At 69.0% G+C, this 26,085-nt stretch carries 20 protein-coding genes, 1 pseudogene and 1 riboswitch; of the genes and pseudogenes, 15 read left to right on the forward strand and 6 right to left on the reverse strand.

What is annotated here, in order from left to right; genetic code table 11:
* Positions 1-22: 22 nt before the first annotated feature.
* Positions 23-1,036, reverse strand: coding sequence for a serine hydrolase domain-containing protein (locus QFZ27_RS05540; RefSeq protein WP_429225093.1), 1,014 nt, complete (start codon positions 1,034-1,036; stop codon positions 23-25).
* 167 nt (positions 1,037-1,203) lie between these two features.
* Positions 1,204-2,280, reverse strand: a pseudogene (locus QFZ27_RS05545) (anhydro-N-acetylmuramic acid kinase); the annotation flags it as partial.
* Between the two features lie 138 nt (positions 2,281-2,418).
* Between QFZ27_RS05545 and QFZ27_RS05550 the strand changes: the two are divergent.
* The 6 genes from QFZ27_RS05550 to QFZ27_RS05575 all read left to right on the forward strand — a co-directional run bounded on the left by QFZ27_RS05550 (position 2,419) and on the right by QFZ27_RS05575 (position 8,289).
* Positions 2,419-3,930, forward strand: a complete 1,512-nt coding sequence (locus tag QFZ27_RS05550; protein WP_429225094.1) for an ABC transporter substrate-binding protein — start codon at positions 2,419-2,421, stop codon at positions 3,928-3,930.
* A gap of 156 nt (positions 3,931-4,086) precedes the next feature.
* Positions 4,087-5,037 carry an ABC transporter permease gene (locus tag QFZ27_RS05555; RefSeq protein ID WP_429225095.1) on the forward strand — a complete coding sequence of 317 codons (951 nt, stop codon included), beginning with the start codon at positions 4,087-4,089 and terminating at the stop codon, positions 5,035-5,037.
* Complete coding sequence (locus QFZ27_RS05560) at positions 5,034-5,900, forward strand: ABC transporter permease (protein WP_429225096.1); 867 nt, start codon at positions 5,034-5,036, stop codon at positions 5,898-5,900. Before QFZ27_RS05555 ends, QFZ27_RS05560 begins: the two co-directional genes overlap by 4 nt.
* 2 nt (positions 5,901-5,902) lie before the next feature.
* Positions 5,903-6,376, forward strand: a complete 474-nt coding sequence (locus tag QFZ27_RS05565; protein WP_429225097.1) for a GNAT family N-acetyltransferase — start codon at positions 5,903-5,905, stop codon at positions 6,374-6,376.
* A gap of 70 nt (positions 6,377-6,446) precedes the next feature.
* Positions 6,447-6,523, forward strand: a riboswitch (SAM riboswitch).
* 42 nt (positions 6,524-6,565) lie between these two features.
* Positions 6,566-7,774: an O-succinylhomoserine sulfhydrylase gene (gene metZ, locus QFZ27_RS05570; RefSeq protein WP_429225098.1), complete on the forward strand. Its 1,209-nt coding sequence runs from the start codon at positions 6,566-6,568 to the stop codon at positions 7,772-7,774.
* 110 nt (positions 7,775-7,884) lie between these two features.
* Positions 7,885-8,289, forward strand: a complete 405-nt coding sequence (locus QFZ27_RS05575) for an SH3 domain-containing protein (protein ID WP_429225099.1) — start codon at positions 7,885-7,887, stop codon at positions 8,287-8,289.
* A 41-nt stretch (positions 8,290-8,330) separates the two neighbouring features.
* On the opposite strand, the gene QFZ27_RS05580 is transcribed toward QFZ27_RS05575, so the two are convergent.
* Both QFZ27_RS05580 and QFZ27_RS05585 read right to left on the reverse strand, forming a co-directional pair.
* Complete coding sequence (locus tag QFZ27_RS05580) at positions 8,331-11,513, reverse strand: efflux RND transporter permease subunit (RefSeq protein WP_429225100.1); 3,183 nt, start codon at positions 11,511-11,513, stop codon at positions 8,331-8,333.
* Positions 11,514-11,517: 4 nt separating this feature from the next.
* A complete protein-coding gene (locus tag QFZ27_RS05585; RefSeq protein ID WP_429225101.1) occupies positions 11,518-12,573 on the reverse strand; it encodes an efflux RND transporter periplasmic adaptor subunit in 1,056 nt (351 codons plus the stop codon).
* Between the two features lie 293 nt (positions 12,574-12,866).
* Here QFZ27_RS05585 and QFZ27_RS05590 point away from each other — a divergent pair, with 293 nt between their 5' ends.
* A complete protein-coding gene (locus tag QFZ27_RS05590) occupies positions 12,867-13,487 on the forward strand; it encodes a hypothetical protein (RefSeq protein WP_429225102.1) in 621 nt (206 codons plus the stop codon).
* Between the two features lie 11 nt (positions 13,488-13,498).
* Here QFZ27_RS05590 and QFZ27_RS05595 read toward each other — a convergent pair whose 3' ends face one another.
* On the reverse strand, positions 13,499-13,906 hold the full coding sequence (locus QFZ27_RS05595) for a DsrE/DsrF/DrsH-like family protein (RefSeq protein WP_429225103.1): 408 nt from the start codon (positions 13,904-13,906) through the stop codon (positions 13,499-13,501).
* Complete coding sequence (locus QFZ27_RS05600; RefSeq protein ID WP_429225104.1) at positions 13,899-14,693, reverse strand: HesA/MoeB/ThiF family protein; 795 nt, start codon at positions 14,691-14,693, stop codon at positions 13,899-13,901. Before QFZ27_RS05600 ends, QFZ27_RS05595 begins: the two co-directional genes overlap by 8 nt.
* A gap of 202 nt (positions 14,694-14,895) precedes the next feature.
* On the opposite strand from QFZ27_RS05600, the gene QFZ27_RS05605 reads away from it, so the two are divergent.
* The 8 genes from QFZ27_RS05605 (at position 14,896) to QFZ27_RS05640 (ending at position 25,983) form a co-directional block, all read left to right on the forward strand.
* Complete coding sequence (locus QFZ27_RS05605) at positions 14,896-16,287, forward strand: cytochrome ubiquinol oxidase subunit I (protein WP_429225105.1); 1,392 nt, start codon at positions 14,896-14,898, stop codon at positions 16,285-16,287.
* Between the two features lie 4 nt (positions 16,288-16,291).
* Positions 16,292-17,320: a cytochrome d ubiquinol oxidase subunit II gene (gene cydB, locus QFZ27_RS05610; protein WP_429225106.1), complete on the forward strand. Its 1,029-nt coding sequence runs from the start codon at positions 16,292-16,294 to the stop codon at positions 17,318-17,320.
* 76 nt (positions 17,321-17,396) lie between these two features.
* The gene (locus QFZ27_RS05615) at positions 17,397-18,686 is read left to right on the forward strand and encodes a cystathionine gamma-synthase family protein (RefSeq protein ID WP_429225107.1); all 1,290 of its coding nucleotides are present in this window, start codon (positions 17,397-17,399) and stop codon (positions 18,684-18,686) included.
* Positions 18,687-18,874: 188 nt separating this feature from the next.
* Entirely contained in the window at positions 18,875-19,447 is a 573-nt protein-coding gene (locus QFZ27_RS05620) for a TetR family transcriptional regulator (RefSeq protein ID WP_429225108.1), read from the forward strand.
* A 289-nt stretch (positions 19,448-19,736) separates the two neighbouring features.
* Positions 19,737-20,978, forward strand: a complete 1,242-nt coding sequence (locus QFZ27_RS05625) for an efflux RND transporter periplasmic adaptor subunit (RefSeq protein WP_429225109.1) — start codon at positions 19,737-19,739, stop codon at positions 20,976-20,978.
* 18 nt (positions 20,979-20,996) lie between these two features.
* Complete coding sequence (locus QFZ27_RS05630) at positions 20,997-24,167, forward strand: efflux RND transporter permease subunit (RefSeq protein WP_429225110.1); 3,171 nt, start codon at positions 20,997-20,999, stop codon at positions 24,165-24,167.
* A 56-nt stretch (positions 24,168-24,223) separates the two neighbouring features.
* On the forward strand, positions 24,224-24,910 hold the full coding sequence (locus tag QFZ27_RS05635; protein WP_429225111.1) for a glutathione S-transferase: 687 nt from the start codon (positions 24,224-24,226) through the stop codon (positions 24,908-24,910).
* 104 nt (positions 24,911-25,014) lie between these two features.
* Positions 25,015-25,983 (forward strand): alpha/beta fold hydrolase, encoded by a 969-nt coding sequence (locus QFZ27_RS05640; protein WP_429225112.1) that lies wholly within the window; start codon positions 25,015-25,017, stop codon positions 25,981-25,983.
* The last annotated feature ends 102 nt before the right edge of the window (positions 25,984-26,085 follow it).

Here is a 26,085-nt window from a genome sequence, read left to right on the forward strand (position 1 = left end):
TCTGTACCACAGCCGGTGGCTCTCAGAACGGCCAGCCCGCCGACACGGCGTTCGACACCCCGCGCCGTAGAGCCTGGATGCCGGTCTCGACATGGCGCGACGGGTGCACCCGGTTGGTCAGCAGGGTCCAGGCGTGGCCGCGCTCCAGGTCGAGCCACAGCGCCGTGCCGGTGAAGCCGGTGTGGCCGATCGTGTCGGGCGAGCACAGCGATCCGCCGGACCAGCCCTCGTGCCGTACCTGCCAGCCCAGGCCGTGCGTGTGGTCCTCGACGCGCAGCACCTCGGCCACCGTGGCCGGGCGCAGCACCTCGCCGGCCAGGAAGGCCTGGGCGAAGCCCAGCACCGCGGCGGCGCTGCCGAACAGCCCGGCATGGCCGGCCAGGCCGCCCAGCGCATAGGCGTTCTCGTCATGGACCTCGCCGCGCACCACCCGGCCGCGCCAGGTGCAGCGCTCGGTCGCGGCTGCACGGGCCGGGCCGGGGCTGACGGCGAAGTCGCCGGGCGGCAGCAGGTCGCGCAGCGGCCGCTCGCGCAGCCGCTCGACCAGGATGCCCAGCAGCACGTAGTTGACGTCGGAATAGGTCTCGGGCCCCGCCGCCCAGTCCTTCTGCAGCACCAGCGCCTTCAGCGTCTCCGGGTCGCTGCCCCAGGTGTAGAGCGGCTCCACCGCCGGCAGGCCGGAGCGGTGCGACAGCAGCTGCCGCACGGTGACCTGCCGCACCCAGTGCTCGGGCTGGTACTGGCGCAGATCCGGCAGGTGCAGCGCCAGCGGGTCGGCCAGGTCGATCCGCCCCTGCTCGACCAGCCGCAGGACTTCGGTGGTGGTCAGGATCACCTTGGTCAGGCTGGCCAGGTCGAACTGCGCATCCTCGGCCAGGGCCGCGCGCTCCGGCACCAGCGCGGCGTGCCCGCCGAAGCGGATCGCGCGGTCGCCGTCGCGGGTGACCAGCCCCAGCACGGCGCCGGGGATGCGGCCGGCATCGATCGCTTCATCGACCAGGGCGAAGGCGGCATCGGCCGCGGCGGCAAGGGTCATTCGAGGGAGTCCAAGACGAAACTGCTCAACCCCTATTGTCATGCCCGGGCTTGACCCGGGCATCCAGGGTTTTCTTGGCAAGGCCTGTCCGTGGTGGCCCCTGGATCGCCGGGTCGAGCCCGGCGATGACAGAATGAGGGAGCATCACGCCGCCCGCGGCAGGGCCGGTGCAGCACGCCGCCGGTCATCGGCCGGGGCACGCCGGTGGTGGTCGGCAGGCTCAGCGGCAGCCCGTCCAGCGAGCGCACGGCGAGGAAGGCGAAGGCCTGGGCTTCCAGCGCATCGCCGTCCCAGCCCACCGCCTCGACCGGATCGACCGGCACGCCGAGCGCCTGCCGCAGTCCGGCCATCAGGGTCCCATTGTGCCGGCCGCCACCGGTCACCAGCCAGCGCCCGGGCGCGGCAGCGAAATGCCGGCGCGAGGCGGCGACCGAGGCGACGGTGAAGGCGGCCAGGGTGGCGGCGCCGTCGGCCAGCGACAGCCCGTCCACCGCCGCCAGCGGGAAGTCGTTGCGGTCCAGCGATTTCGGCGGCGGCGCGTCGAAATAGGGGTTGGCCAGCAGCGCCGCCAGCCGGTCCTGCGCCACCGCCCCCGAGGCGGCGATGCGGCCATCCTCGTCGTAACGGGCGCCGGTGTGGCGCTGCACCCAGTCGTCGATCATGGCGCTGGCCGGGCCGGTGTCGAAGGCGGTGATGGCGCCCCCTTCGATGATGGTGACGTTGCCGACGCCGCCGAGATTCAGCACCGCCAGCGGCCGCGGCAGATCCTTCGCCAGGGCAGCATGGTACAGCGGCGCGAAGGGCGCGCCCTGGCCGCCGGCGGCGACATCGGCGGAGCGGAAATCGTTGACGCAGGCGATGCCCAGCGCCGCGGCCAGCCGGGCACCGTCGCCGAGCTGCCGGGTGAAGCGCCGCTCCGGCCGGTGCAGGACGGTCTGGCCGTGCATGCCGACCACGTCGACCGCGTCCGGCTTCAGCCCGGCCTCGTCCAGCAGGCGGCGGACGGCGGCGGCGTTCAGGTCGGTGACGGCGGCGGAGAGATCGGTCAGCGCCTCGTTCTCGGCCCGCGCCGGGTCGCGCGCCACCGCCAGCAGGGCATTGCGCACATCGTCGGTGTAGGCCGTGGTCGAGGCCGCGCCGGAGGCGAAGACGGTCTCGCCGTCGGTCTCGATCACCGCCACATCGACCCCGTCCATCGAGGTGCCGCTCATCAGTCCGATGGCGGTGCGCCGGGCTGCGGCCATGGTTTCCTCCTCGCTCGATTCGTCCCCGACGATAGCGCCGAATCGGGCGGTGCGCGAAGCGGGGAAGGTTCCCAACGGCGTTGACCTCGTTCGGCGAACGCGCCTTACTGGCCGCAAATCGACAGGGGGAGGCTGAAGATGGGACGGGTGATTCGGACATCGCTGGCGCTGCCGGCGGCGGTGATGGCAGCCCTTGCCGGGCCGATGGCCTGGGCGCAGACGCTGGAGGTCGCGACCGACCAGTCGCCGGTCGGGCTGGACCCGCATGTCGCCACCTCCTTCGCCACGGTGCTGGTCAACGGCTCGGTCTATGAGGGGCTGACCTCGATCGACCGCGACCTGAAGGTGGTGCCGGAGCTGGCCGAATCCTGGACCGTCTCACCCGACGGGCTGACCTATGTCTTCACCCTGCGCCAGGGCGCGAAGTTCCATGACGGGTCGCCGGTGACGCCGGCCGATGTCGCCGCCAGCTTCGCCCGGGTGCGCGACCCCAAGACCGGCTCGCCCTATGCCAGCCGCATCGACATGGTGAAGGAGGTGACGCCGACCGGCGACCGGCAGGTGACGGTGACGCTGTCGACGCCTTCGGCCCCCTTCCTCGCCAACCTGCCGCAGATCGTGATCGTGCCGGCCGCGGCGGCGACCGGCGGCATCGACCTGCAGCGCAAGACCGACGGCACCGGCCCGTTCACGCTGAAGGAATGGGTGCCCGACACCTATCTGCTGCTGGCGAAGGTCGACGGCTATTGGGAGGCCGGGCTGCCGAAGCTCGACGCGGTCAAGATCAACATCGTGCCCGAGGCCTCGACCCGGCAGGTCGGCCTGTCCGGCGGCACCTACCAGCTGCTGCCGAATGTCGATCCGGCCACGGCGGCGACGCTGCAGGGCACGCCCGGCGTCACCCTCCTGGAGACGACCGACCTGTCCTACACCCTGGTCGGCATGAACGTGTCGAAGCCGCCCTTCGACAACCCGAAGGTGCGCGAAGCGCTGAACACCGCGATCGACCGGTCCCAGATCGTCGAGGCCGCCTATTTCGGCAAGGGCCAGCCCGGCGGGCCGCTGTCGCCGGGCCTGAAGGACTGGGCGGTGCCGGTCTCGGACTTCCCCTGCTACGCCGCCGATCCGGAGAAGGCGAAGGCGCTGCTGGCCGAGGCCGGCGTGGCCCTGCCGCTGAAGGCCGAGCTGAAGGTGCTGGGGTCGAACCAGCTGGTGGTCGATGTGTCCCAGGTGGTGCAGGCCCAGCTCAACGCCGCCGGCTTCGAAGTGGCGCTAAACGTGCAGGAGCAGGGCACCTTCATCCAGGACTGGCGCAACTCGAACTTCCAGCTCTTCGCCTCGATCAACGGCGGCAATGTCGACCCGGACGGCTATCTGTACCGGACCTTCCGCACCGGCGGCTCGACCAATGTGTTCAAGTATTCGGACGCCGAGGTCGACAAGCTGCTCGACGAGGGGCGGGTGACGCTGGACCCGGGCAAGCGCAAGGCGATCTACGCCGACCTGCAGAAGCGCCTGGCCTGCGACGGGCCGGTGGCGCATCTCGCCTTCGGCCAGCTGTTCACCGCGGTGCGCGACGGCGTCACCGGCTATGAGATCACCGGCAACCGCTCCACCCGCTCGCTGCGCCAGACGGCGCTGCAGAAGTGATGATGAAGCGGCGCGACCGTCCCTCCCTTGTCATCCTCGGGCTTGACCCGAGGATCCAGGGGCGGCTGGAGCGGCTCTCCGGGGGCCCTGGATTGCCGGGTCAAGCCCGGCAATGACAGAAGGAAAAATGCATCGCCGGGTTCGAGAGAAGGCGCCATGGCCCGTTTCCTGACCGGGCGGCTGCTCGACCTGCTGGTGGTGCTGTTCGGGGTCTCGGTCGTCGCCTTCCTGATGATCCGGCTGATCCCGGGCGACGCGGTGCAGATCATGCTCGGCGCCAACAGCGAGGTGACGCCGGACCGGATCGAGGCGCTGCGCCAGCGTCTCGGCCTCGACCAGCCGCTGGTGACCCAGTACCTCGCCTGGCTCGGCGGGCTCCTGACCGGCGATCTTGGCACCAGCCTGTGGACCGGCCGGCCGGTGCTGGAGGAGATCACGGCCCGGATCGGCGTCACCATCGAGGTCACGCTGCTGGCGCTGGCCGTCTCGGTGGCGCTGGCGGTGCCGGCCGGCTGCCTGATGGCCTATTTCCGCAACTCGGCGCGGGACTATCTGGTGCGGGTGATCACCATCGCCGGCGTCACCGTGCCCTCCTTCTGGCTCGGGGCGCTGCTGATCTACCTGTTCCACGGCGTGTTCCCGGCCTTCCCGGCGATCGGCTTCGTGCCCTTGGCCGACGACCCCTTGGGCAACCTGCAGCGCATGCTGCTGCCGACCATCGCCCTGGCGGTGCCGGTGCTGGCCTCGCTGTCGCGCATCGTCCGCTCGGCCATGCTCGACGCGCTGGGGCAGGACTACATCCGCACCGCCCGGGCCAAGGGCGTCAGCGAGCGGGCGGTGGTGTTCCACCACGCCTTCCGCAACGCCATGATCCCCTTCGTCACCGCGCTCGGCATCTCCGCCGGCTACCTGTTCGGCGGCGCCATCGTGGTCGAGCAGGTCTTTGCCCTGCCGGGCCTCGGCCGACTGATGCTGGGCGCGATCGCGGAGCGCAACTATCCCCTGATCCAGGCGGCGATCCTGCTGGTCACCGCCGGATTCGTGGTCGTGAACTTCGTCACCGACATGCTCTACGCCGCCCTCGACCCCCGGATCGGCCTCAGATGACCGCGCCGCTGCCGGAAACCCTGGCCCCGCCCTCGCGCCGCCGCATCCCGGCGCCACGCCACCCGCTGGTCTGGATCGGCGGGGCACTGGTGCTGCTGCAGGTTGGCGCCGCATTGCTGGCGTCCTGGATCGCGCCGGACGACCCGCTGGCGCAGCATGTGATCCGGCGGATGAAGCCGCCCGGCGCCGCGGCCTGGCTCGGCACCGACCAGTTCGGCCGGGACGTGCTGTCGCGCATTCTCTACGGCTACCGCGCCTCGCTCGCCGCGTCGGCCAGCGCGGTGCTGCTGGCGCTGCTGGTCGGCGGTACCCTCGGCGTGGCCGCGGCCTTGCGCGGCGGCTGGCTCGACCGTGCCGGCATGCGGCTGATGGACATCCTGTTCGCCTTCCCGATCATCCTGCTGGCGATCGGCATCGTCGCCGTGCTGGGGCCGGGGGCGACCACCACGGCGCTGGCCATCGGCATCGTCTACATCCCGGTCTTCGCCCGGCTGCTGCGCGGGCCGGCCCTGGTGGTGGCCGGCAGCCAATATGTGCTCGGCGCCCGTGCCATCGGGGCGGGGGAGGGGCGGGTGCTGTGGCGCCATGTGCTGCCCAACCTGGCCAGCGTCATCCTGGTGCAGGCCAGCCTGGCGCTGTCCACCGCGATCCTGGTCGAGGCGTCGCTGTCCTTCCTCGGCCTCGGCACCCAGCCGCCGACGCCGTCGCTCGGCCGCATGCTGGCCGAAGCGCGCGGCTACCTGCTGCTGTCGCCCTGGGATTCGATCTTCTCCGGCCTTGCCATCCTGTTGGCGTCTTTCGGCTTCAACCTGCTCGGCGACGGGTTGCGCGACGCGCTCGATCCCAGGCTGCGGGGCAGTTGACGATGGGTGACATCAAGACGATGGCGGCGGTGACGGTGCGGCCGCCGGCGGCGGCGGACCTGCCGGCCGTGGCGCAGGTCGCCTGGCGCAGCACCCGCGCCGCCTTCGAGCACATCCTCCCGGCCGCGATCCTGGACCGCAAGCGGCCGGAGGATTTCGCCCATCGCTTCGCCGCCCGCCTGCCCGACCTGCGCATCGCGGTCGACGCCCGGGGCACGCCGCTCGGCTTCTCGCTGATGACCGGGTCGCATCTCGACATGCTGTTCGTCGACCCGGCGGCGCAGGGCCGGTCGGCCGGCACCGTCCTCCTCGCCGATGCCGTCAAGCGCGGCTGCCGCACGCTGGAGAGCTTCGCCCACAACCGGCTGGCCCGCGGCTTCTACGAGGCCCGCGGCTTCCGGCTCTGCCGCTCCTACCGCCGGCTCTACGAGGGGATCGAGATGCCCTTCGTGCTCTATGCCCTGGCCGAAGGGTGACCAGCAGCGTTGCCGGAAACGCATTGCCCGATCGCCGTTTTGCCGATAAGTCTTGGATCGCCGCTCCTGAAGCGGCACCCGTGGTGATTTGAGCCGACCGGCTTGCGGCCACGTTAATCTCCGCTAAAAGGTCGGTTGCGCGCGGGTCCCGCACGCACCGCCTCCCGGTCGGGTCGAGGAGTCGGTGAGATGGATCGATACGAAGCCCCCAGCGAAGACGAATTCGGCCCCGAGACCGCGCTGATCCGCGGCGGCACCCGACGAACGCCCTATGGCGAGACCTCCGAGGCGATCTTCCTGACCTCGGGCTTCGTCTATGACAGCGCCGCGGCGGCCGAGGCGCGCTTCACCGGCGACGATCCCGGCTTCGTCTATTCCCGCTACGGCAACCCGACGCTGGAGGTGCTGGAGACGCGCCTGGCCCTGCTGGAAGGGGCCGAGGGCTGCCATGTCACCGCCAGCGGCATGTCGGGCGTGTTCACCGCCCTGTTCTGCCATCTGCGCGGCGGCGACCATGTCGTGGCCAGCCGGGCGCTGTTCGGCTCCTGCTTCGTCATCCTCGGCACCATCCTGCCGCGCTACGGCATCACCACCACCTTCGTCGACGGCGCCGACCTCGCGGCCTGGGAGGCGGCGATGCGGCCGAACACCCGGGCGGTGTTCCTGGAGACGCCGGCCAACCCGACCTTGGACCTGGTCGACGTCGCCGCGGTGGCCAAGATCGCCCATGCCGCCGGCGCCAAGGTGTTCATCGACAACGTCTTCGCGACGCCTCTCGGCCAGAAGCCGCTCGAGCTCGGCGCCGATGTGGTGATCTATTCCGCCACCAAGCACATCGACGGCCAGGGCCGGGTGCTGGGCGGCGCGGTTCTTGCCGACAAGAAGTTCCTGAACGACGATTTCCTGCCCTATTACCGGCACACCGGCCCGGCCCTGTCGCCGTTCAACGCCTGGGTGCTGGTGAAGGGGCTGGAGACGCTGGGCCTGCGGGTCGAGCGCCAAGTCGCCAGCGCCCATCGCCTGGCGCAGCTGGTCGAGGCGCATCCGGCCGCGAAGTCGGTGCGCTACCCCTGGCTGGCAAGCCACCCGCATCACGCGCTGGCCAAGCGCCAGATGAAGAACGGCGGCACGCTGGTCTCGCTCGACCTCGGCAGCAAGGCGGCGGCCTTCGCCTTCCTCGACGCGCTGCGGCTGGTCGACATCTCGAACAATCTCGGCGACACCAAATCGCTCGCCACCCACCCGACCACCACCACCCACCGGGCGATGGAGGCGGCGGACCGCGCCGCCATGGGCATCACCGACGGGCTGGTGCGCCTGTCGATCGGGCTCGAGGGCATCGAGGACCTGGAGCGCGACCTGTCCCGCGCCTTGGACGCGGCGAAGCGGGTCGGCTGAAGGCACGCCAGAGGGTGAGGCACGGCGCCGCGCCCCCTGATGCCGGCGACCGGACTCCGGCCCTGCCGCGTTGTGACGGGTGAAGGGGGATCTCGATCCCTGGAGTTCGCATGATGAGATGGAAGCTCGCTCTGGCCGCGCTTGCCGGGCTGGCGCTGACGGCCCTGTCGGCGACGGCCGCCGATGCCGCGCCGGGCTACACCACCGCCCCGGCCCGGCTGCGCGCCGGCCCGGGGGCCGACTATCCGACGGTGGCGCGGTTGCGGCCGGGCGTGCCGGTGCAGATCTTCGGCTGCATCGACGGCTGGGCGTGGTGCGACATCGGCGTCGGCCCCGATCGCGGCTGGGCGAATGGCCGCTTCCTGGCGGCGGATGTCCAGCATCGCCGCCGGGTCATCGTCGAGGCCGCGCCGGTGATCGGCGTACCGATCATCCGATTCGACGCCGGCCCCTATTGGGACAACTACTACCGCGGCCGGCCCTGGTACCATGACCGCGGCCGCTGGGTGCATTAGCAGCCAAAGAAGAGGGCGGCTCCCGGAGGAGCCGCCCTGTTTCATTCGGCCGGCGTGCTTGGCGCCTCGGCTCGTGGCTTCGGCGCGATCGAGCCGCCCAGCAGCTTCTCATGCACCCATTCGCGGACATGCTGCAGGGTGACGTACAGCATCGGGATCAGGAAGATGCCGATCGCCGAGGCCGCGATCATGCCGCCGAACACCGAGGTGCCGACGCCGCGCCGGCTGGCCGCGGCCGCGCCCGCCGCCGTCACCAGCGGCACCAGGCCGAGGATGAAGGCGAAGCTGGTCATCATCACCGGCCGGAAGCGCAGCCGGGCGCCCTCGATCGCGGCGTCGGCGATCGATGACCCCTCCTCGCGCTTGGCCTTGGCGAATTCGACGATCAGGATGCCGTTCTTGCTGGCCAGCGCGATCAGCACGACGATGCCGATCTGGGCGTAGACGTCGTTCGACAGGCCGGCGATCCACAGCGCCGCCAGGCCGCCGACGATGCCGACGACGACCGACAGCAGCACGCCGATCGGGATCGACCAGCTCTCATACAGCGCCACCAGGAACAGATAGGCGAACAGCACGGCGAGGCCGAGGATGAAGCCGGTCTGGCCGGCCGCCTCCAGCTCCTGCAGCGCGGTGCCGGTCCATTCGAAGCCGTAGCCGGCCGGCAGGGTGGCGGCCGACGCCTTGGTCATCGCCGCCAGCGATTCGCCCGAGCTGAAGCCCGGCGCGGCGCTGCCCAGGATGTTCACCGCCCGGTAGTTGTTGTAGCGGGTGATGAACAGCGGCCCCAGCTGCTGCTGCGCGTCGACCAGCGACCGCATCGGCACCATCTGGCCGGTCGAGGAGCGGACATAGATCCGGTAGATGTCGTCGACCGTGCGCCGGTCATTGGCCTCGCCCTGGGCGATCACCTGCCAGGTGCGGCCGAACAGGTTGAAGTCGTTGATGTAGAAGCCGCCCAGTGTCGCCTGCAGCGCGTTGAAGATGGCGCTGACGCCGACGCCGAGGTTCTGCGCCTTCTCGCGGTCCAGGTTCAGGAAGATCTGCGGCGTGTTGGCGTTGTAGGAGGTGAAGACCTGGGCCAAGCCGGGCGTCTGGTTGGCCGCCACCACCAGCCCTTGGGCCACTGCCGCAAGCTCATTCGGGCTTTTGCCCTCGAGATCCTCGAGCTGGTACTGAAAGCCGCCGGCGGTGCCGAGGCCGATGATCGGCGGCAGGTTCAGGGGGATGATCAGCGCGTCACGCACCCCGGCGGTGCGGATCGCCACCTGGCGGATCACGTTGAACACCGTGATCCCTTCCTTGACCCGCTCCTCGAACGGTTTCAGCGCCACCACCAGGAAGGCGGCGTTCGGCTCGGCCAGCCCGTCGATGAAGCTGCGGCCGACCACGCCGGTGATGTCGGCGACGCCGGGAATGTCCCTGACCAGCGCCTCGACCTGCTCGGTCACCTCGGTGGTGCGGCTGATGGCGGCGGCGGCCGGCAGCTTCATCTCGACGAAGAACAGGCCCTGGTCCTCGTCCGGCAGGAAGCCGGTCGGGGTGGCACTGTTGAGCAGCCAGGCCAGGCCGCCGAAGGCCGCGATCAGCGCGATCGACAGCACCGCCATCCGCACCAGCCGGGCGACGATCCAGGCATAGCCGTCGCGCACCTTGTCGATGCCGCCGGACACCCGGCCCATGACCCGGCCGTACAGGCCGGGGCGGTGGCCGGGCTGGTGCGGCTTCAGGAACACGCCGCACAGGGCCGGGCTCAGCGTCAGCGCGTTCAGGGCCGAGATCAGCATCGCCACCGAAACGGTGACGGCGAATTGCGAGTACAGCTCGCCGGTGATGCCGGGGATGAAGCCGACCGGCACGAACACCGACAGCAGCACCAGGGTGATGGCGATGATCGGCGCGGTGATCTCGCGCATCGCCAGTTTGGTCGCCTCCTTGGCCGGCAGCCCGGTCTCGGCCATCACCCGCTCGACATTCTCGACCACGACGATGGCGTCGTCGACGACGATGCCGATCGCCAGGATCATGGCGAACATCGAGATGGTGTTGGCGGAGAAGCCGAAGGCCAGCAGCACGGCAAAGGTGCCGATCAGCGACACCGGCACGGCGATGATCGGGATCAGCGTGGCGCGCAGGTTGCCGAGGAACACGAACACCACGATCGCGACCAGCGCGAAGGCTTCCAGCAGGGTGTGGATCACCTCGCCGATGGTCTCGGTGACGAAGACGGTGGTGTCGTAGGTGATCCGGTAGTCGACGCCGGCGGGGAAGCGCTCCTTTAGCCGCTCCATCTCCGCCCGCACGCCCTCGGCGGCGGCGACGGCGTTGGAGCCGGGCGACTGGTAGATGCCGATCACCGCGGCCGGCGTGCCGTTCAGCCGGGCGGTGGTGTCGTAGGACTGGGCGTTCAGCTCCAGCCGCGCCACATCCTTCAGCCGCACCACCGACCCGTCCGGGTTGGCGCGCAGGATGATGTCCTCGAACTGCTTGACGTCGGTCAGCCGGCCCAGCGTCTGCAGCGTCACCTGGATCTGCTGGTTGTCCGGCATCGGCTGGGCGCCCAGGCGGCCGACGGCGGCCTGCACGTTCTGGCCCTGCACCGCGGTGACGATGTCGTTCGGGGTCAGGCCGAAGCTGGTCAGCTGATCGGTGCTGTACCAGATCCGCATCGCGTAGTTCAGGGTGCCGAACAGCGACGCCTGGCCGACGCCGCTGACGCGGGCCAGCGAATCGACCACATTGATGATCGCGTAGTTGTTCAGGAACAGCGCGTCCTGGCTCTTGTCCGGCGAATACAGGGTGACCAGCTGCAGGATCGCCGAGGACTGCTTCTTCACCGTCAGGCCCTGGGCCGTCACCTCGCTCGGCAGCTTCGGCTCGGCCAGGGCGACGCGGTTCTGGACGTTGACGGTGTTGATGTCCGGGTCGGTGCCGACCGCGAAGCTGATGGTCAGCGAGTACGAGCCGTCGCTGCCGCTGGTCGACGACATGTACAGCATGTTGTCGACGCCGTTGACCTGGGCCTCGATCGGCTGCGCCACGGTCGATTCGACCACCGCGGCGCTGGCGCCGGGATAGGCGCCGCTGACCGACACCTGCGGCGGCACGATGTCGGGGAACTGGGCGATCGGGATGCTGCGGATCGCGATCAGCCCGGCCAGGGTGATGACGATCGCGATGACGATCGCGAAGCGCGGGCGATCGACGAAGATCGAGGACAGCATCGGGTCAGTTCCCCGCCGGCTTGGCCGGCGCCGCCTCGGCGACCGGGGCGGGGTTCACCTCCTGGCCCGGCCGCACCTTCTGCACGCCGTCGACGATGACGACATCGCCGTCGTTCAGCCCCTGCTGCACCACCACGTCGGCGCCCTGGTTGGCGCCGGTGGTGATGTGCTTGGCGGCGGCCTTCTTGCCTTCGCCGACCACCAGCACGTAGCTGCCGCTCTGATCCGTCAGGATCGCGCGCTGCGGGATCACCAGCGCCTCGACCGGGGCCTTCCGCTCCGCCGTCACCCGGGCGTACTGCCCGTCGGTCAGGATCCGGTTCGGGTTCTGGAACACCGCCCGCACCATCAGTGTGTCGGTGTTCTGGTCGACCTTGACGTCGGTGAAGTCGATCTTGCCGGTCTGCGGGTACTCCGACCCGTTGGCCAGCGTCAGCTTCACCACCACGTCCTGCGGCTCGACCCTGCCGGACCCACTGGCCTGCTGCACGTCCTGGATGAAGCGGTCGCTGACCGGGAAGATGACGTAGATCGGGTCCTGGCTGACGATGGTGGCCAGCGTTCCGGTGCTCGGCCCCACCAGCGCGCCGACGCTGTAGGCCGAGATGCCGACGCGGCCGTCGAACGGCGCCTTGATGTCGGTGTAGCCGAAATTGATCTGCGCCTGCTCCAGCGCCGCCTGGTTCTGCTGCACCGACGCGTTCGCCGACTTCTCGGCGGCGATGCGGTCGTCCAGCGTCGCCTGCGAGACGTTCTGGTTCCTGATCAGGTCGCGGGCACGGTCGGCCTGCAGCTTGGCGTTGTCGGCATTGGCCTGGGCGCTGGCCAGGTTGGCCTGGGCCTGGTCGACCGCGGCCTGGTAGGTGTCCTTCTCCAGCACGAACAGCTGCTCGCCGGCCTTCACCTCCTGGCCTTCGGTGTAGTTGCGCTGCTGCAGGAAACCCTCGACCCGGGCCACCAGGTCGACCTTGTTCACCGCCTGGACCCGGCCGACGAAGGTGACGCCCGCCGTCACCGGCTTCTTGGCGGCGGTGACGACGCCCACGGCCGGCGGCGGCATCTGCGGCGCTTGAGCCTGTTTCTCGGAGGATTCGTTGCAGCCGGCGAGAAGGAGAAGGCTAAAGGCGATGGCGGGGGCGCGATGTCGGCGCGCAATCCAGGATCCCGACATGATGGGCCCGTCTCCTTCGGTTTGATCAGACTATGCTTGTATGTTCTTTCGCGCCGCAGGCGCCGAATCCCATGCACGGTATCATTGTTTGGTTGCCGGGAAAGCATCTTGCAGATATTTCGCGAGCGGAACAGTGAGGCCGACCACGGGTTGAGCAAGCAATGAGGTTGGGAGGATTTGTGATGAGGTTTTGGCCGACTCTGATCGGGCTGGCGGTGACGGCGGTTGCGACGGCGGCTCAGGCCCAGAGCTCGCTGCTGAACGACGACCCGTTGACGCTGCCCAGCCGGACGGCGTCGACTCCCACCCCGGCCCAGCCGCTGGTCAAGCCGGGCATCCCGTCGCGGCCGGAACAGCCGATGGCGACGACGGTGCCCGCGGTGCTCCCGGCGGCCCCCGCGGCGCCGGCCGTCCAGGATGCGGGACGCACCGTCCGGCTCGAGCAGGAGCAGGCGCATCCGAGCGGCGTGGCGATGATGCTGACCGGCATCACCTACCGGGCCGACAGCGTCATCGTCTCCGCCAGCGTCCTCAACCTGTCCGACCGGCCCGTCTCGCTCAATCGCGGCGGCAGCCTGGCACTGGTGGACGACCAGGGTCGCAGCCATCCCTTCGTGCCCCCGGCCGACAACCCGGAGGTGCAGGTCGCCCCGCGCTCGCGAGTGACCGCCAACTTCGTCTTCGCCGGGCCGCTCACCGGCGGCACCCGATCGGTGCAGCTCTCGACCAACGGCCCGACGGGCAGCCGCAACGACCGGCTGACCTCGGCGCCGTCCTTCATGTTCCGCGTGCCGGTGTCCTGACCCGCCGCGGGTCAGATGAACAGCAACTGGCCGTCGCGCGGCGATTCGGCCAGCAGGGTGACGACGCCGGCGATCTCGGCCGGCACCGCCAGCTCGGCAGCGGCGAGGCCGAGCGCGCGCAGCCCCATCTCGCAGGCGATGAAGCGCACGCCCAGCGCCTGGCAGGCTTCCAGCAGCTCGGCGAAGGTCGCCACCCGGCGGGCCGCGAACTCCGCCTCCTGCGCCTCCGGCTCGCCGTCCAGCCGGCGCCAGCCCTCGGGCAGCAGCGTCCGCAGCGCCGGGCCGGTGAAGAACAGCGTCGCCCGGCGGTTGGTCGCGGCGGCGGCACTGGCCAGCACCAGGGCGTAATGCACCCGGTCGAAACGGCCGTCGAACACCACGATCGACAGCGCGCCGATCCCGGCCGGCCCGTCAGCCATGGTGATGCGACAGGTCGGTCATCGTCGGGTTGTCGCCGCACAGCGGGCAGTCCGGGTCGCGCGGCAGGGCGATCTCACGCAGCCGCGCCTCCAGCGCGTCGTACAGCAGCAGGCGGCCGGACAGGCCTTCGCCGATGCCCAGGATCTCCTTGATCGTCTCGATCGCCTGCATCGACCCCAGCACGCCCGGCAGCGCTCCGAACACACCGGCCTCGGAGCAGCTCGGCACCGTGCCGGGATCGGGCGGCGCCGGGAACAGGCAGCGATAGCAGGGGTGCGGGTCGCCGAGATGCGCCTTGAAGGTCGACAGCTGCGCCTCGAAGCGCAGCATCGCGGCCGAGACCAGCGGCCGCCGCGCCAGGTAGCAAGCGTCGTTCAGCAGGTAGCGGGTGGCGAAATTGTCGCTGCCGTCGACCACGATGTCGAAGGCGGCCACCCGCTCCAGCGCCGAGGCCGCGGTCAGCCGGTCGGCGAAGCGCTCGACCCTGACCTCCGGGTTCAGCGCCCGCAGCCGGGCGGTGGCGCTGTCGACCTTGAGCTGGCCCAGCGTGGTGGTGTCGTGCACCACCTGGCGCTGCAGGTTGGACAGCTCGACGACGTCGTCGTCATGCAGCCCGATGGTGCCCACGCCGGCGGCGGCGAGGTAGAGCAGGAGGGGAGAGCCGAGGCCGCCGGCGCCGATCACCAGCACCCGCGCGGCCAGCAGCTTTTCCTGGCCCTTGCCCCCGACCTCGGGCAGCAGGATGTGGCGCGCATAGCGCTTGATCTGGGCGTCGGTGAAGCTCATGGCCGGAGCATAGCCCCACGCCCGCGGCCTGAACAGCCGGGGAAGCATGCCTCACCGCTTCGCTGCGCTGCGACGTGTCGCCCGGCTGGGACCTTGTGGCGCGTCGGGAAGTGCGTGGGCGATCGATGGAATCGTGGCATATTCTTTCCGGGCCAAGAAATAAGGCAACCGAAGTCGGGTCGGTCGCCGAAGGAGATTTGTCATGGATCTCGATCCAGTCCTCCTGTCGCGGTTCCAGTTCGCCTTCGTGATCTCGTTCCACTTCCTGTTCCCGGCCTTCACCATCGGCATCGCCAGCTGGCTGGCGGTGCTGGAGGGGCTGTATCTGAAGACCGGGCGGACGGAATTCCGGACCCTCTACAAGTTCTGGATCAAGATCTTCGCCGTCTCCTTCGGCGTCGGCGTCGTCACCGGCATCGTCATGACCTACCAGTTCGGCACCAACTGGGCGGGCCTGACCCGGGCCGGCGGCAGCATCCTGGGGCCGCTGCTCGGCTATGAGGTGGTGACCGCCTTCTTCCTCGAGGCCGGCTTCCTCGGCATCATGCTGTTCGGCTGGGACAAGGTGCCGCGAATCGTCCATTTCGGCGCCACCGCCGCGGTCGCGGTCGGCACCGCCATCTCCGCCTTCTGGATCCTGTCGGCCAATTCCTTCCTGCACACCCCGGCGGGGTTCGAGGTGGCGGACGGCACCCTGGTCCCGGCCGACTGGCTGGCGATCGTGTTCAACCCGTCCTTCCCGGTGCGCTTCCTGCACACGGTGGTGGCGGCCTACCTGACCACGGCCTTCGTCATCGGCGGCGTCTCGGCCTGGTACCTGCTGCGCGGCCGCGCCGTGCTGGAATCGCGCCAGGCCTTCTCGATGGCGCTGTGGCTGATCGCGGTGCTGGCGCCGCTGCAGATCTTCATCGGCGACCAGTCGGGGCTGGAGGTGCGCGAGCACCAGCCGGCCAAGCTGGCGGCGATCGAGGCGCATTGGGAAACCGGCTCGGACGTGCCGTTGATCCTGTTCGCCTGGCCCGACCAGAGCGGCGAGAAGAACGACTTCGTGCTCGAGATCCCGCATCTCGGCTCGCTGATCCTGACCCACAGCTGGGACGGCTCGGTGCAGGGGCTGAAGGACTTCCCAGCCGACCAGCGGCCGCCGGTCGCGATCGTGTTCTGGACCTTCCGGATCATGGTGGGCCTGGGCTTCCTGATGCTCGGCGCCGGCCTGCTCGGGCTGTGGCTGCGGGCGACCGGCCGGCTCTACGACAGCCGCTGGTTCCAGCGCTTCATGGTGATGATGCTGCCCTCCGGCTTCGTCGCCGTGATCGCCGGCTGGTTCACCACCGAGATCGGCCGCCAGCCCTGGGTGGTGCAGGGCATCCTGCGCACAGCGGATGCGCTGTCCCCTGTCGGCGGCGGCAGCGTGCTGCTGTCGCTGGTCCTGTTCGTGCTGATCTACGCGATCCTGCTCGGCTCGGCCGTCTACTACATCGTCAAGCTGGTGCGGATCGGGCCGGAAGCCGCCGAATCCGATCGCGAGGAGACCTTCAAGACCCCGGCGCGGCCGTTCTCTCTGCCCGACGCCACCTTCGAATCGCGGGAGTGAAGCCATGATTCCGGATGTCTGGACGATTCCGACCGTCCTGCCCCTGATCTGGGCCGCGATCGCCGCCGCCGGGGTGTTCATGTATGTGCTGATGGACGGGTTCGACCTCGGCGTCGGCATCCTGTTCCCCTGGGCACACAGCGAGGAGGACCGCGACCTGATGATGAACTCGGTCGCGCCGATCTGGGACGGCAACGAGACCTGGCTGGTGCTCGGCGGCGTCGTCCTGCTGGCCGTGTTTCCGGTCGCCTTCTCGATCATCCTGCCGGCGCTATATTTGCCGATCACCTTCATGGTGATGGGGCTGATCTTCCGCGGCGTCGCCTTCGAGTTCCGGTTCAAGGCCCATACCAGCAAATGGCTGTGGACCGTGGCCTTCGCCGGCGGCAGCCTGCTCGCCACCTTCTTCCAGGGCGTGGTGCTGGGCACCTTCGTGCAGGGCTTCCCGGTCTCCGGCACCCAGTACACCGGCGGGACGTTCCACTGGGTCTCGCCGTTCAGCCTGATGACCGGCGTCGCGCTGGTGCTGGGCTACGGGCTGCTCGGCGCCGCCTGGCTGGTAATGAAGACCGAAGGGCCGCTGCAGGCCTGGGCCCGCGACGCCACCCTTCGCCTGCTGCTCGGCGTGCTGTTCTTCATGGCGGTGGTCAGTCTCTGGGTGCCCTTCCTGGACCAGTCGATCGCCCAGCGCTGGTTCACTTGGCCCAACATCGCGTATTTCGCGCCGGTGCCGATCCTGGTGGTGCTGTTCGCCTGGCGGCTGTGGCTGTCGCTGCAGCGCGGCTCCGACTACGGGCCGTTCCTCTACACTATGGCGCTGTTCGTGCTCGGCTACACCGGCTTGGCGATCAGCCTGTGGCCCCTTGTGGTGCCGCCCGACCTGACGATCTGGGACGTCGCCGCCCCGGCCTCGTCGCAGCTGTTCCTGCTGATCGGCGTCGCCTTCCTGATCCCGCTGATCCTGGTCTACACCGTCTATGCCTATTGGGTGTTCCGCGGGAAAGTGAGGTCCGGCGAGGGCTATCACCACTGAGCGCCATCACTGAGCGATGGGCGCGGCAGGGCGATCCGGGGTAGTCTCCGCGCCAACACTTTCCCAGGAGATTCCCATGGCCGGATCGGGCTACCGCAAGGACCGCATCGGCAACCACAAGCTGCACCCCGAGACGCTGATGCTCGGCTATGGCTACGACCCGACCCTGTCCGAGGGCGCGGTCAAGCAGCCGGTGTTCCTGACCTCGACCTTTGTGTTCAAATCGGCCGAGGACGGGCGCGACTTCTTCGACTACACCGCCGGCCGGCGCGAGCCGAAGCCGGGCGCCGATGCCGGGCTGGTCTACACCCGCTTCAACCATCCCAACAGCGAGATCGTCGAGGACCGCCTGGCGATCTACGAGGGCGCCGAGGCGGCGGGCATCTTCTCCAGCGGCATGTCGGCGATCGCCACGACGCTCCTGGCCTTCGCCCGGCCGGGCGACGTGATCCTGCACAGCCAGCCGCTCTACGGCGGCACCGAGACGCTGATCGCGCGCACCCTGTCGCCGTTCCAGATCGGCGCGGTCGGGTTCCCGGACGGCGTCGACGGCGCCGTGATCCGCAAGGCGGCGGACGACGCGATGGCCAAGGGCCGGGTCTCGGTGATCCTGGTCGAATCGCCGTCGAACCCGCTCAACACCCTGGTCGACCTCGAGCTGGTGCGCGCCGTCGCCGACGAGATCGGGGCGAAGCAGGGCCACACCCCGGTGGTGGTCTGCGACAACACCCTGCTCGGCCCGATCTTCCAGAAGCCGATCCGGCACGGCACCGACATCGTGGTCTATTCCCTGACCAAATATGTCGGCGGCCACAGCGACCTGGTGGCCGGCGCGGTGCTCGGCCGGCGCGACCAGATCCGCCAGGTCAAGCTGCTGCGCGGCGCCATCGGCACCCAGCTCGACCCGCATTCGGCCTGGATGATCGCGCGGTCGCTGGAGACGCTGTCGCTGCGCATGACCGCGGCCTGCCGCAACGCCGAGACCGTGACCCGGTTCCTGGCCGAGCATCCGCAGGTCGCCGCGGTCTACTACCCGGCGCTGCTGCCCGAAGGCAGCCCGGAGCGGGCGGTGTTCGACCGGCAATGCACCGGCGCCGGCACCACCTTCTCCTTCGACATCAAGGGTGGCGAGGCCGAGGCCTTCCGCTTCCTCAACGCGCTCAGGATCTTCAAGCTGGCGGTCAGCCTGGGCGGCACCGAATCCCTGGTCTGCCACCCGGCCACCACGGTGCATTCCGGCGTGCCGAAGGAGACGCGGGAGCGGATCGGCATCTCCGACGCCACCATCCGCGTCTCGATCGGCATCGAGCATGTCGAGGACCTGGTCGCCGACCTGACACAGGCCCTGGCCGCCAGCGCAGGCTGACCCCCGCCGCTCTTTGCGTTTCCACTCCTCCCCGGGCTTGGCCCGGGGAGGAGTGGGACCTCGTCGGAATTGCGCCCGGATCTGTGGGGGCGAGCCGAATGGCCGAGCATGATCGATTTTAGATGTCGCCCGACATCGGCCGGGTGGTAAGTTCAATCGGAATTGCTTGACCACCGGATCGGGCGGAGATGAGGAAGTCGAGGCAGGAAGCGGCCGAGACCCGGAGGCGCATTGTCGATGCCGCCTCGAAAGAGTTTCGCCGCAACGGGATCAGCGCGACGGGCCTTTCAGATCTCATGGCCGCTGCCGGGCTCACGCATGGCGGGTTCTACCGGCATTTCAACTCGAAGGATGACCTCGTTGCCGAGGTCTGCGTGTCCGCGGCGGAGATGCTGATCGCTTCGATTGGCAAGGAGCAGGCGGACCATCCGGACCAGAGCCCGTTCGAGACCACCGTGAAGGGCTATCTTTCGGCCGGTCATCGGGACAATCCTGCAGAGGGGTGCCCGTTTGCGGCGCTTGGAAGCGAGCTCACGCGGGGCGACGATCTGGTCCGGGAGAAAGCGACGGACGGCTTCCGGGAGGTGGTGGGGGTCGTCGCCAGGCAGTTCACCGAGGTGAACGCCGATGTCGCAAGGGGCCGGGCCCTGAGCGCCCTGGCCACGATGATCGGAGCGCTGACGATGTCGCGCATGGTCAACGATCCCGACCTCTCCGCCGAGATCCTGCGGCAGGCGAAGCGACGTCTCCTGCAAGGATGAAGACGCTCTCCGCCTAGCCGCGCAAACGGAACCGCAGCCCCGGAAACGATCGCGCCGGTGACGCTGATGCTGCGGCGCGCCAGGGATTTCGCTTACGGCTTTCGGCTGGCCTTCCCGATCCGGATTCTCTTCGGCGAGAGCCCTTGACGATTTGCATGACGTTCATCATCTATACGCGACTTAGATGTCGATCGACATCTTATTTCTGATGCTGCTTCGCCGGGTGCGGACTCGACGAACGGCAGACCTCACCGCCACCAGGGCCTTCGAGGATCAGCGGGGCGAGCAGATGAACGAGATCAGCAGGTTGCCAGAGGTGGAGGAGCCGCCATCATCTTCGGCGGTCGAACGCCCGAAGCGCTGGCCCTGGGTAGCCGGAGTGGCGGCGACCGCACTGGCCGCGGCCGGGTGGTTCGGGTTCTCGCCCCGCGACAGCGGCCCGGCCGCGCAGGCCGCCGTTCCGCCGGCGCCGGTGACCGTGAGCCGCCCGATCGAGCGGGACGTCGACACGCAGATCGGCTTCCTCGGCCAGTTCTCGGCCGTCGACCGGGTCGAGCTGCGCGCGCAGGTCGGCGGGACACTGGCCGAGATCCATTTCGAGGACGGGCAGATCGTCAGGAAGGGCGACCTGCTCTTCGTCATCGACCCGAGCCCATACGAGATCAGGCTTGCCCAGGCGACCGCCCAACTGGCCGCCGCGGAGTCGCGCCTGACGCTGGCGAACAGCCAGCTCTACCGGGCGCAGGCTCTCAAGCGCACCGATTTCGGAACCGCGGAGAATGTCGACCAGCGCACCGCCGATGTCGGTGCCGCGCAGGCCGCGATCGACGACGCCAAGGCTCAGATCCGCGATGCCCAATTCGACATCGAGCATTGCCGCATCATCGCGCCCTTCAGCGGCCGCATCGGCGCGCACCAGGTCTCGATCGGCAGCCTGGTCGCCGGCAGCCGCTTCGCCAGCAGCCCGACGACGCTGCTGGCGACCCTCGTCTCGCTCGATCCCATCCATCTCGACTTCGACATGAGCGAGTCCGACTTCCTGACCTTCTCGCGCCAGCGTGCGGGTCTCGCGGCTCCGCTCGCCGACAAGGTCGACATCAGCCTCAGCGACGAGACCCGCTTCACCCGGCAGGGGACGCTCGAATTCGTCGACAACGCGCTCGATCGCTCGAGCGGCACGATCCACGCCCGGGCGCTGGTTTCCAATCCGGACCTGTTCCTGACGCCCGGGGCCTTTGCGCGGCTGCGCTTGGCGGTCGCCCCGCCCGCACCGGCCCTTATGGTGCCGGACACAGCGGTCCTGCTCGACCAGTCGCAGCACGTGGTGATGACCGTCGCCGCCGACGGCACCGTGGTGCCGAAGCCGGTCGAGACCGGCGACCTGCGCGGCGGGCTGCGCGTCATCCGCTCTGGGCTCGCGCCTGACGACCGCGTGATCATCGACGGGATCGTCCGGGCCGTGCCCGGCGGCAAGGTGGCGCCGCAGGACGGCGCTATCGCCGACAGCACGGCCGCGGATGGCCGGGGCTAGGAGAGAGAGAGAAGGATCATGCGCCTGACGCACTTCTTCATCGACCGGCCGATCTTCGCCACCGTCCTCAGCGTCTTCGTGACCCTGGTGGGGCTCGGCGCGCTCGCCATCCTGCCAGTCGCGCAGTATCCCGAGATCGTGCCGCCGACGGTCCAGATCACGACGGTCTATCCGGGCGCGTCGGCCGAGACCGTCTCTCGGACCGTCGCGACGCCGCTCGAACAGCAGATCAACGGCGTCGAGAACATGCTCTACATGGGCAGCCAGTCGACGGGTGACGGCAAGCTGACCATCACGGTGACGTTCCGGATCGGAACCGATCTGAACGTGGCGCAGATGCTGACCCAGAACCGGGTCCAGGACGCGCTGCCGCGGCTGCCGGAGGATGTGCAGCGGCTGGGCGTGCAGGTCCGAAAGGCGACGCCGAACATCCTGCTCGCCGTCCACCTCTATTCGCCGGACAGCTCGCGCGACACGCTCTACATGTCGAACTATGCGACGCTGCATGTGAAGGATGCGCTGGCGCGGCTGCCGGGCGTCGGCGACGTGCAGTTCCAGGGGGCCCGCGAATATGCGATGCGCATCTGGCTCGATCCGGACAAGGTCGCGGCCCGGAACCTCAACGCCAGCGAGGTTCTTGCGGCCCTGCGGGCACAGAACCTGCAGGTCTCGGCCGGCATCCTGAACCAGCCGCCGGTGCCGTCGAAGGAGGCGTACCAGATCAACGTCCAGACGCTCGGTCGCCTGTCGACGCCCGAGCAGTTCTCCGACATCGTGGTGAAGTCCGATGACGCGGGACGGGTTACCCGTGTCCGCGACATCGGCCGCGTCGAGATCGGCGCCGCGGACTATGGGTCGACCAGCTACATGGACCGGGGCCCGGGCCTGCCGCTGCTGATCTTCGCGCAGCCGGGGGCGAACTCGCTCGCCGTCGAGGAGCAGGTCCTCGCCACGATGCAGACGCTGGCGCAGGCGTTCCCGCCCGGCCTCGACTACAAGATCATCTATAACCCGACGATCTTCATCGGGAAGTCCGTCAAGCAGGTGATCGAGACAATCTTCGAGGCGATCCTGCTGGTCGTCGCCGTCGTGTTCCTGTTCCTGCAGAGCTGGCGGGCCTCGATCATCCCGGTTATCGCCATCCCGGTGTCGCTGGTCGGGACCTTCGCGATCCTGTTCGCCCTCGGCATCTCTCTGAACAACCTGTCGCTGTTCGGCTTGGTGCTCGCCGTCGGCATCGTGGTCGACGATGCGATCGTTGTGGTCGAGAATGTCGAGCGCAACCTGCATCTCGGCCTGTCGCCGGCGGCGGCGGCGCACAAGACGATGGACGAGGTCGGCGGCGCGCTGATCGCGATCGCGCTGACCCTCTGCGCGGTGTTCGTGCCGTCGGCCTTCCTCTCCGGCATCTCGGGCGAATTCTTCCGCCAATTCGCCGTCACCATCTCGGCCTCGACGGTCATCTCCTGCTTCGTGTCGCTGACGCTCAGCCCGGCGCTCTGCGCGGTGTTGTTCAAGGCCCACGACCCGGGGCAATCCGCGCGCGCCGGCCTCGGCCGCCGCCTGCTGCAGGCAGGCTTCGGCCGCTTCAATCGGGGGTTCGACCGACTGTCGCACGGCTATGGCAGGCTAGCGCGTCGTCTGATCCGGGCGACGGTCGTGGTGCTCGTGCTCTATCTCGGCCTGGTCGGCCTGACCGGCGTGCAGTTCGCCCGCGCCCCAACCGGCTTCATCCCGGAGCAGGACCAGGGCTATCTCATCACCGTGGTGCAGCTTCCGCCCGGCGCCACCCTCGACCGCACCGAAGCTGTTGTCGAGAAGGCCATCGACATCATCCTCAAGACGCCGGGAATCGAGCATGTCGCGCCCTTCGCCGGCCTCGACGCCACCACCTTCACGGTGGCGTCCAATGCCGGCACGATCTTCTCGGGCCTGCCGTCGCTCTACAATCACGACATCGACGGCGTGACCGCGAACACGGTGCTCGCCGACCTCCGCCGGCGCCTCTCGGTGATCCAGGACGCCTATGTCCTGACCATTCCGCCGCCCCCCGTGCAAGGCCTCGGCAGCGCAGGGGGTTTCAAGATGATGTTGCAGGACCAGGCGGGCCTCGGCTCGGAGACGCTCGCCCGCTCGGCGCAGGCGCTCGTCGCTGCTGCCAACAAGGATCCGGCCATCGGCGGCGCCTTCACCCTGTTCAGCACCCGCTCGCCCTCGATCTACACCGATATCGACCGGGTGAAGGCCCAGAAGGTCGGGCTGACGCCGACGGACGTGTTTACCACGCTGCAGGTCTATCTCGGCTCGCAATACGTCAACGACTTCAACTATCTCGGCCGGACCTTCCAGGTCATCGCCCAGGCCGATGGCGGCTTCCGCCAGGACGCGGGGGACATCTCGCGGCTCAAAGCGCGCAATGCCTCGGGCGAGATGGTGCCGATCGGCACGGTGGCCCAAATGCGGGCCGAGACCGCGCCCTATCGCGTGCCGCGCTACAACCTGTTCCCGGCGGCCGAGGTCCAGGGCGTCGCGGCGCCGGGCGTCGCGACCGGCACCGCGCTGAAGCGGATGGAGGAACTGGCCCGCGAGGTCCTGCCGCACGGGATCGGCTTCGAATGGACCGAGCTTGCCTTCCAGCAGCAGTTGCAGGGCACGCCGACCCTGCTGGTGTTCGGCGCCGCGGCCCTGTTCGTGTTCCTGGTCTTGGCCGCACAGTACGAGAGCTGGCGTTTGCCGCTCGCGGTGGTTCTGATCGTCCCGATGTGCCTGCTGGCGTCGGTCACCGGGCTGGGCCTCCGCGGGCTGCCGATCGACGTCCTGGCCCAGATCGGCTTCGTGGTCCTGGTCGGGCTGGCGGCCAAGAACGCGATCCTGATCGTCGAGTTCGCGCGCCAGGCGGAGGAGGAGGGGGCCACCGCGGCTGAGGCGGCGGTGCGCGCGGCCCGCACCCGGCTGCGCCCAATACTGATGACGTCCTTCGCCTTCATCCTGGGTGTCGCGCCGCTAGTGGTCGCGACCGGCGCGGGGTCGGAGATGCGCCAGTCGCTGGGAACGGCCGTGTTCGCCGGCATGCTCGGCGTCACCGTGTTCGGCCTCCTGTTCACGCCCGTCTTCTACACCGCAGTCCGCAGGATCGGCGGCCGGCGTCGAGATCCCGCCGGAGCGGCTCGCGCCGCCGCGGCCCTCTGACGTGTCAGGGCCTCGATCCGCGATTGCATCCATCCTTCGATAGACAAGGGACTATCATGAAGATCTTCGATCGCGCGGGCTTTCCCAATCCGGCTCGCATCCGCATAGTGCTGGCCGAGAAGGGGCTGGATTCCGACATTGAGTTCGTGCCGGTCGACCTGATCGGCGCCGAGCACAAGCAGCCTGCCTTCCTGGAGAAAAGCCCCTCCGGCGTCGTCCCGGTACTGCAACTCGACGACGGCACCTATATCGCCGAATGCACGGCCATCACCGAGTTTCTCGACAATCTCGACGGCGCCCCCAGGCTGACCGGCCGGACTCCGAAGGAGAAAGCCGTCATCCACATGATGCAGAGGCGGGCTGAATCTGAGCTGCTCGATCCCGTCGGTGAGTACTTCCATCACGCCACGCCGGGCCTAGGCGCCGAGCTGCAGGCGTACAAGAGCCCCGAATGGGCCGGCCGTCAGGAGTGGGGTCATCGCCAACGCGACAAGGCGCTGGCCGGCATGACGTATTTCGACATCGTGTTGCAGAGCTATCCGTTCGTCGCAGGCGACGCCTTTTCCATGGCCGATATCACGGTGTTCGCGGGCCTGATGTTCGCCGATGCCGCCGGCGTTGTCGTTCCGGAGGACCATTCTGCGCTGAGAGCCTGGCGCGCAAAGGTCGCCGAACTGCCGAGCGTCAAGAACCGCAGCGGCCAGATGTTCGTCGCCGACGATCTGCGCCGGCTCGGCTTCTGATCCCGATGCGAGCCGCGCAGCCGGAAGCCGGCCGGACAGGCTCGTTGCTTCCGCCACCCAACAACCCGCCGCCGCAAGCGGCCGCTTTTCCCGCGGAGTTCACCGTGTCCACGATCTCACCGCCTGATGGCGCTTCTCGGCGCAACCTCCTCAAGGGGGTCGCCGCCGCCGGCGTCGGTCTTGCCGCTGCTGCCGGCGCCGGCGCTGCCGATGCGAGAACCGCGGCGCCGGCGAGCGCCGGCAAGCCGACGGCGGATCGCCTCATCACCAAAGACGGCACCAGCCTCTACTTCAAGGATTGGGGCTCGGGGCCGGCCGTGGTGTTCAGTCACGGCTATCCGCTCTCGTCCGACGCCTGGGAGGACCAGATGTTCTTCCTGTTGCAGAACGGCTATCGCGTCATCGCCCACGACCGTCGCGGTTTCGGCCGGTCGAGCCAGCCGGCCGCGGGATACGACTACGACACCTTTGCCGACGATCTGGCGCAATTGGTCGATGCGCTCGATCTGCGCCACGCGACCTTCATCGGCCATTCGATGGGCGGCGGCGAGGTCGCGCGCTACGTCGCCCGTCATGGCCAGAGCCGCGTCGCCAAGGTCGCCTTCATCTCCTCGGTGACGCCGTTCCTGCTCAAGACCGCGACCAATCCGACAGGTGCGCCGAAGGAACTGTTCGATGGCTTTCGCGCGGCCGTCCAGGCCAACCGGTCGCAGTGGAATCTCGACGTCACCACACCGTACTACAGCTTCAACCGGCCGGGCGCTCACGTCTCGGAGGGGCTGCGGGAGAGCTATTGGCGGCAAGGGCAGGCGACCGGCATCCTCGCCGCCTATCACGCACTCGGCGCTTTCTCGGAAACCGATTTCCGTGAGGATCTCAAGAAGATCACCGTTCCCGCGCTGGTGGTGCATGGCAGCGACGATCAGATCGTTCCGCTGGAGATCTCGGCGACGTTGACCGCCAAGCTCATCCCGCAGGCCAGGCTTGTGGTTTACGAGGGCGGGTCCCACGGCTTGCTGCATGTCGACAAGGACCGGCTGAACGCCGATCTGCTGGCGTTCCTTCGAGGCTGACGCCGCGCTTCGCTCCAGAAGGTGGAGGACGGAGCCGGATCCGTCCCCACCCGGCGAGCGCTGTTCGAGCCAGCCGGACGTTCGGGTTCGCTTGAACCTTTT

Source organism: Inquilinus ginsengisoli, assembly GCF_050434925.1.
Classification (GTDB): domain Bacteria; phylum Pseudomonadota; class Alphaproteobacteria; order DSM-16000; family Inquilinaceae; genus Inquilinus; species Inquilinus ginsengisoli_B.

Coding starts and splice junctions, on each gene's coding strand:
- QFZ27_RS05540 (WP_429225093.1), bottom strand. CDS start 1,036: ATGACCCTTGCCGCCGCGGCCGATGCCGCCTTCGCCCTGGTCGATGAA.
- QFZ27_RS05550 (WP_429225094.1), top strand. CDS start 2,419: ATGGGACGGGTGATTCGGACATCGCTGGCGCTGCCGGCGGCGGTGATG.
- QFZ27_RS05555 (WP_429225095.1), top strand. CDS start 4,087: ATGGCCCGTTTCCTGACCGGGCGGCTGCTCGACCTGCTGGTGGTGCTG.
- QFZ27_RS05560 (WP_429225096.1), top strand. CDS start 5,034: ATGACCGCGCCGCTGCCGGAAACCCTGGCCCCGCCCTCGCGCCGCCGC.
- QFZ27_RS05565 (WP_429225097.1), top strand. CDS start 5,903: ATGGGTGACATCAAGACGATGGCGGCGGTGACGGTGCGGCCGCCGGCG.
- metZ (WP_429225098.1), top strand. CDS start 6,566: ATGGATCGATACGAAGCCCCCAGCGAAGACGAATTCGGCCCCGAGACC.
- QFZ27_RS05575 (WP_429225099.1), top strand. CDS start 7,885: ATGATGAGATGGAAGCTCGCTCTGGCCGCGCTTGCCGGGCTGGCGCTG.
- QFZ27_RS05580 (WP_429225100.1), bottom strand. CDS start 11,513: ATGCTGTCCTCGATCTTCGTCGATCGCCCGCGCTTCGCGATCGTCATC.
- QFZ27_RS05585 (WP_429225101.1), bottom strand. CDS start 12,573: ATGCCGCCGCCGGCCGTGGGCGTCGTCACCGCCGCCAAGAAGCCGGTG.
- QFZ27_RS05590 (WP_429225102.1), top strand. CDS start 12,867: ATGAGGTTTTGGCCGACTCTGATCGGGCTGGCGGTGACGGCGGTTGCG.
- QFZ27_RS05595 (WP_429225103.1), bottom strand. CDS start 13,906: ATGGCTGACGGGCCGGCCGGGATCGGCGCGCTGTCGATCGTGGTGTTC.
- QFZ27_RS05600 (WP_429225104.1), bottom strand. CDS start 14,693: ATGAGCTTCACCGACGCCCAGATCAAGCGCTATGCGCGCCACATCCTG.
- QFZ27_RS05605 (WP_429225105.1), top strand. CDS start 14,896: ATGGATCTCGATCCAGTCCTCCTGTCGCGGTTCCAGTTCGCCTTCGTG.
- cydB (WP_429225106.1), top strand. CDS start 16,292: ATGATTCCGGATGTCTGGACGATTCCGACCGTCCTGCCCCTGATCTGG.
- QFZ27_RS05615 (WP_429225107.1), top strand. CDS start 17,397: ATGGCCGGATCGGGCTACCGCAAGGACCGCATCGGCAACCACAAGCTG.
- QFZ27_RS05620 (WP_429225108.1), top strand. CDS start 18,875: ATGAGGAAGTCGAGGCAGGAAGCGGCCGAGACCCGGAGGCGCATTGTC.
- QFZ27_RS05625 (WP_429225109.1), top strand. CDS start 19,737: ATGAACGAGATCAGCAGGTTGCCAGAGGTGGAGGAGCCGCCATCATCT.
- QFZ27_RS05630 (WP_429225110.1), top strand. CDS start 20,997: ATGCGCCTGACGCACTTCTTCATCGACCGGCCGATCTTCGCCACCGTC.
- QFZ27_RS05635 (WP_429225111.1), top strand. CDS start 24,224: ATGAAGATCTTCGATCGCGCGGGCTTTCCCAATCCGGCTCGCATCCGC.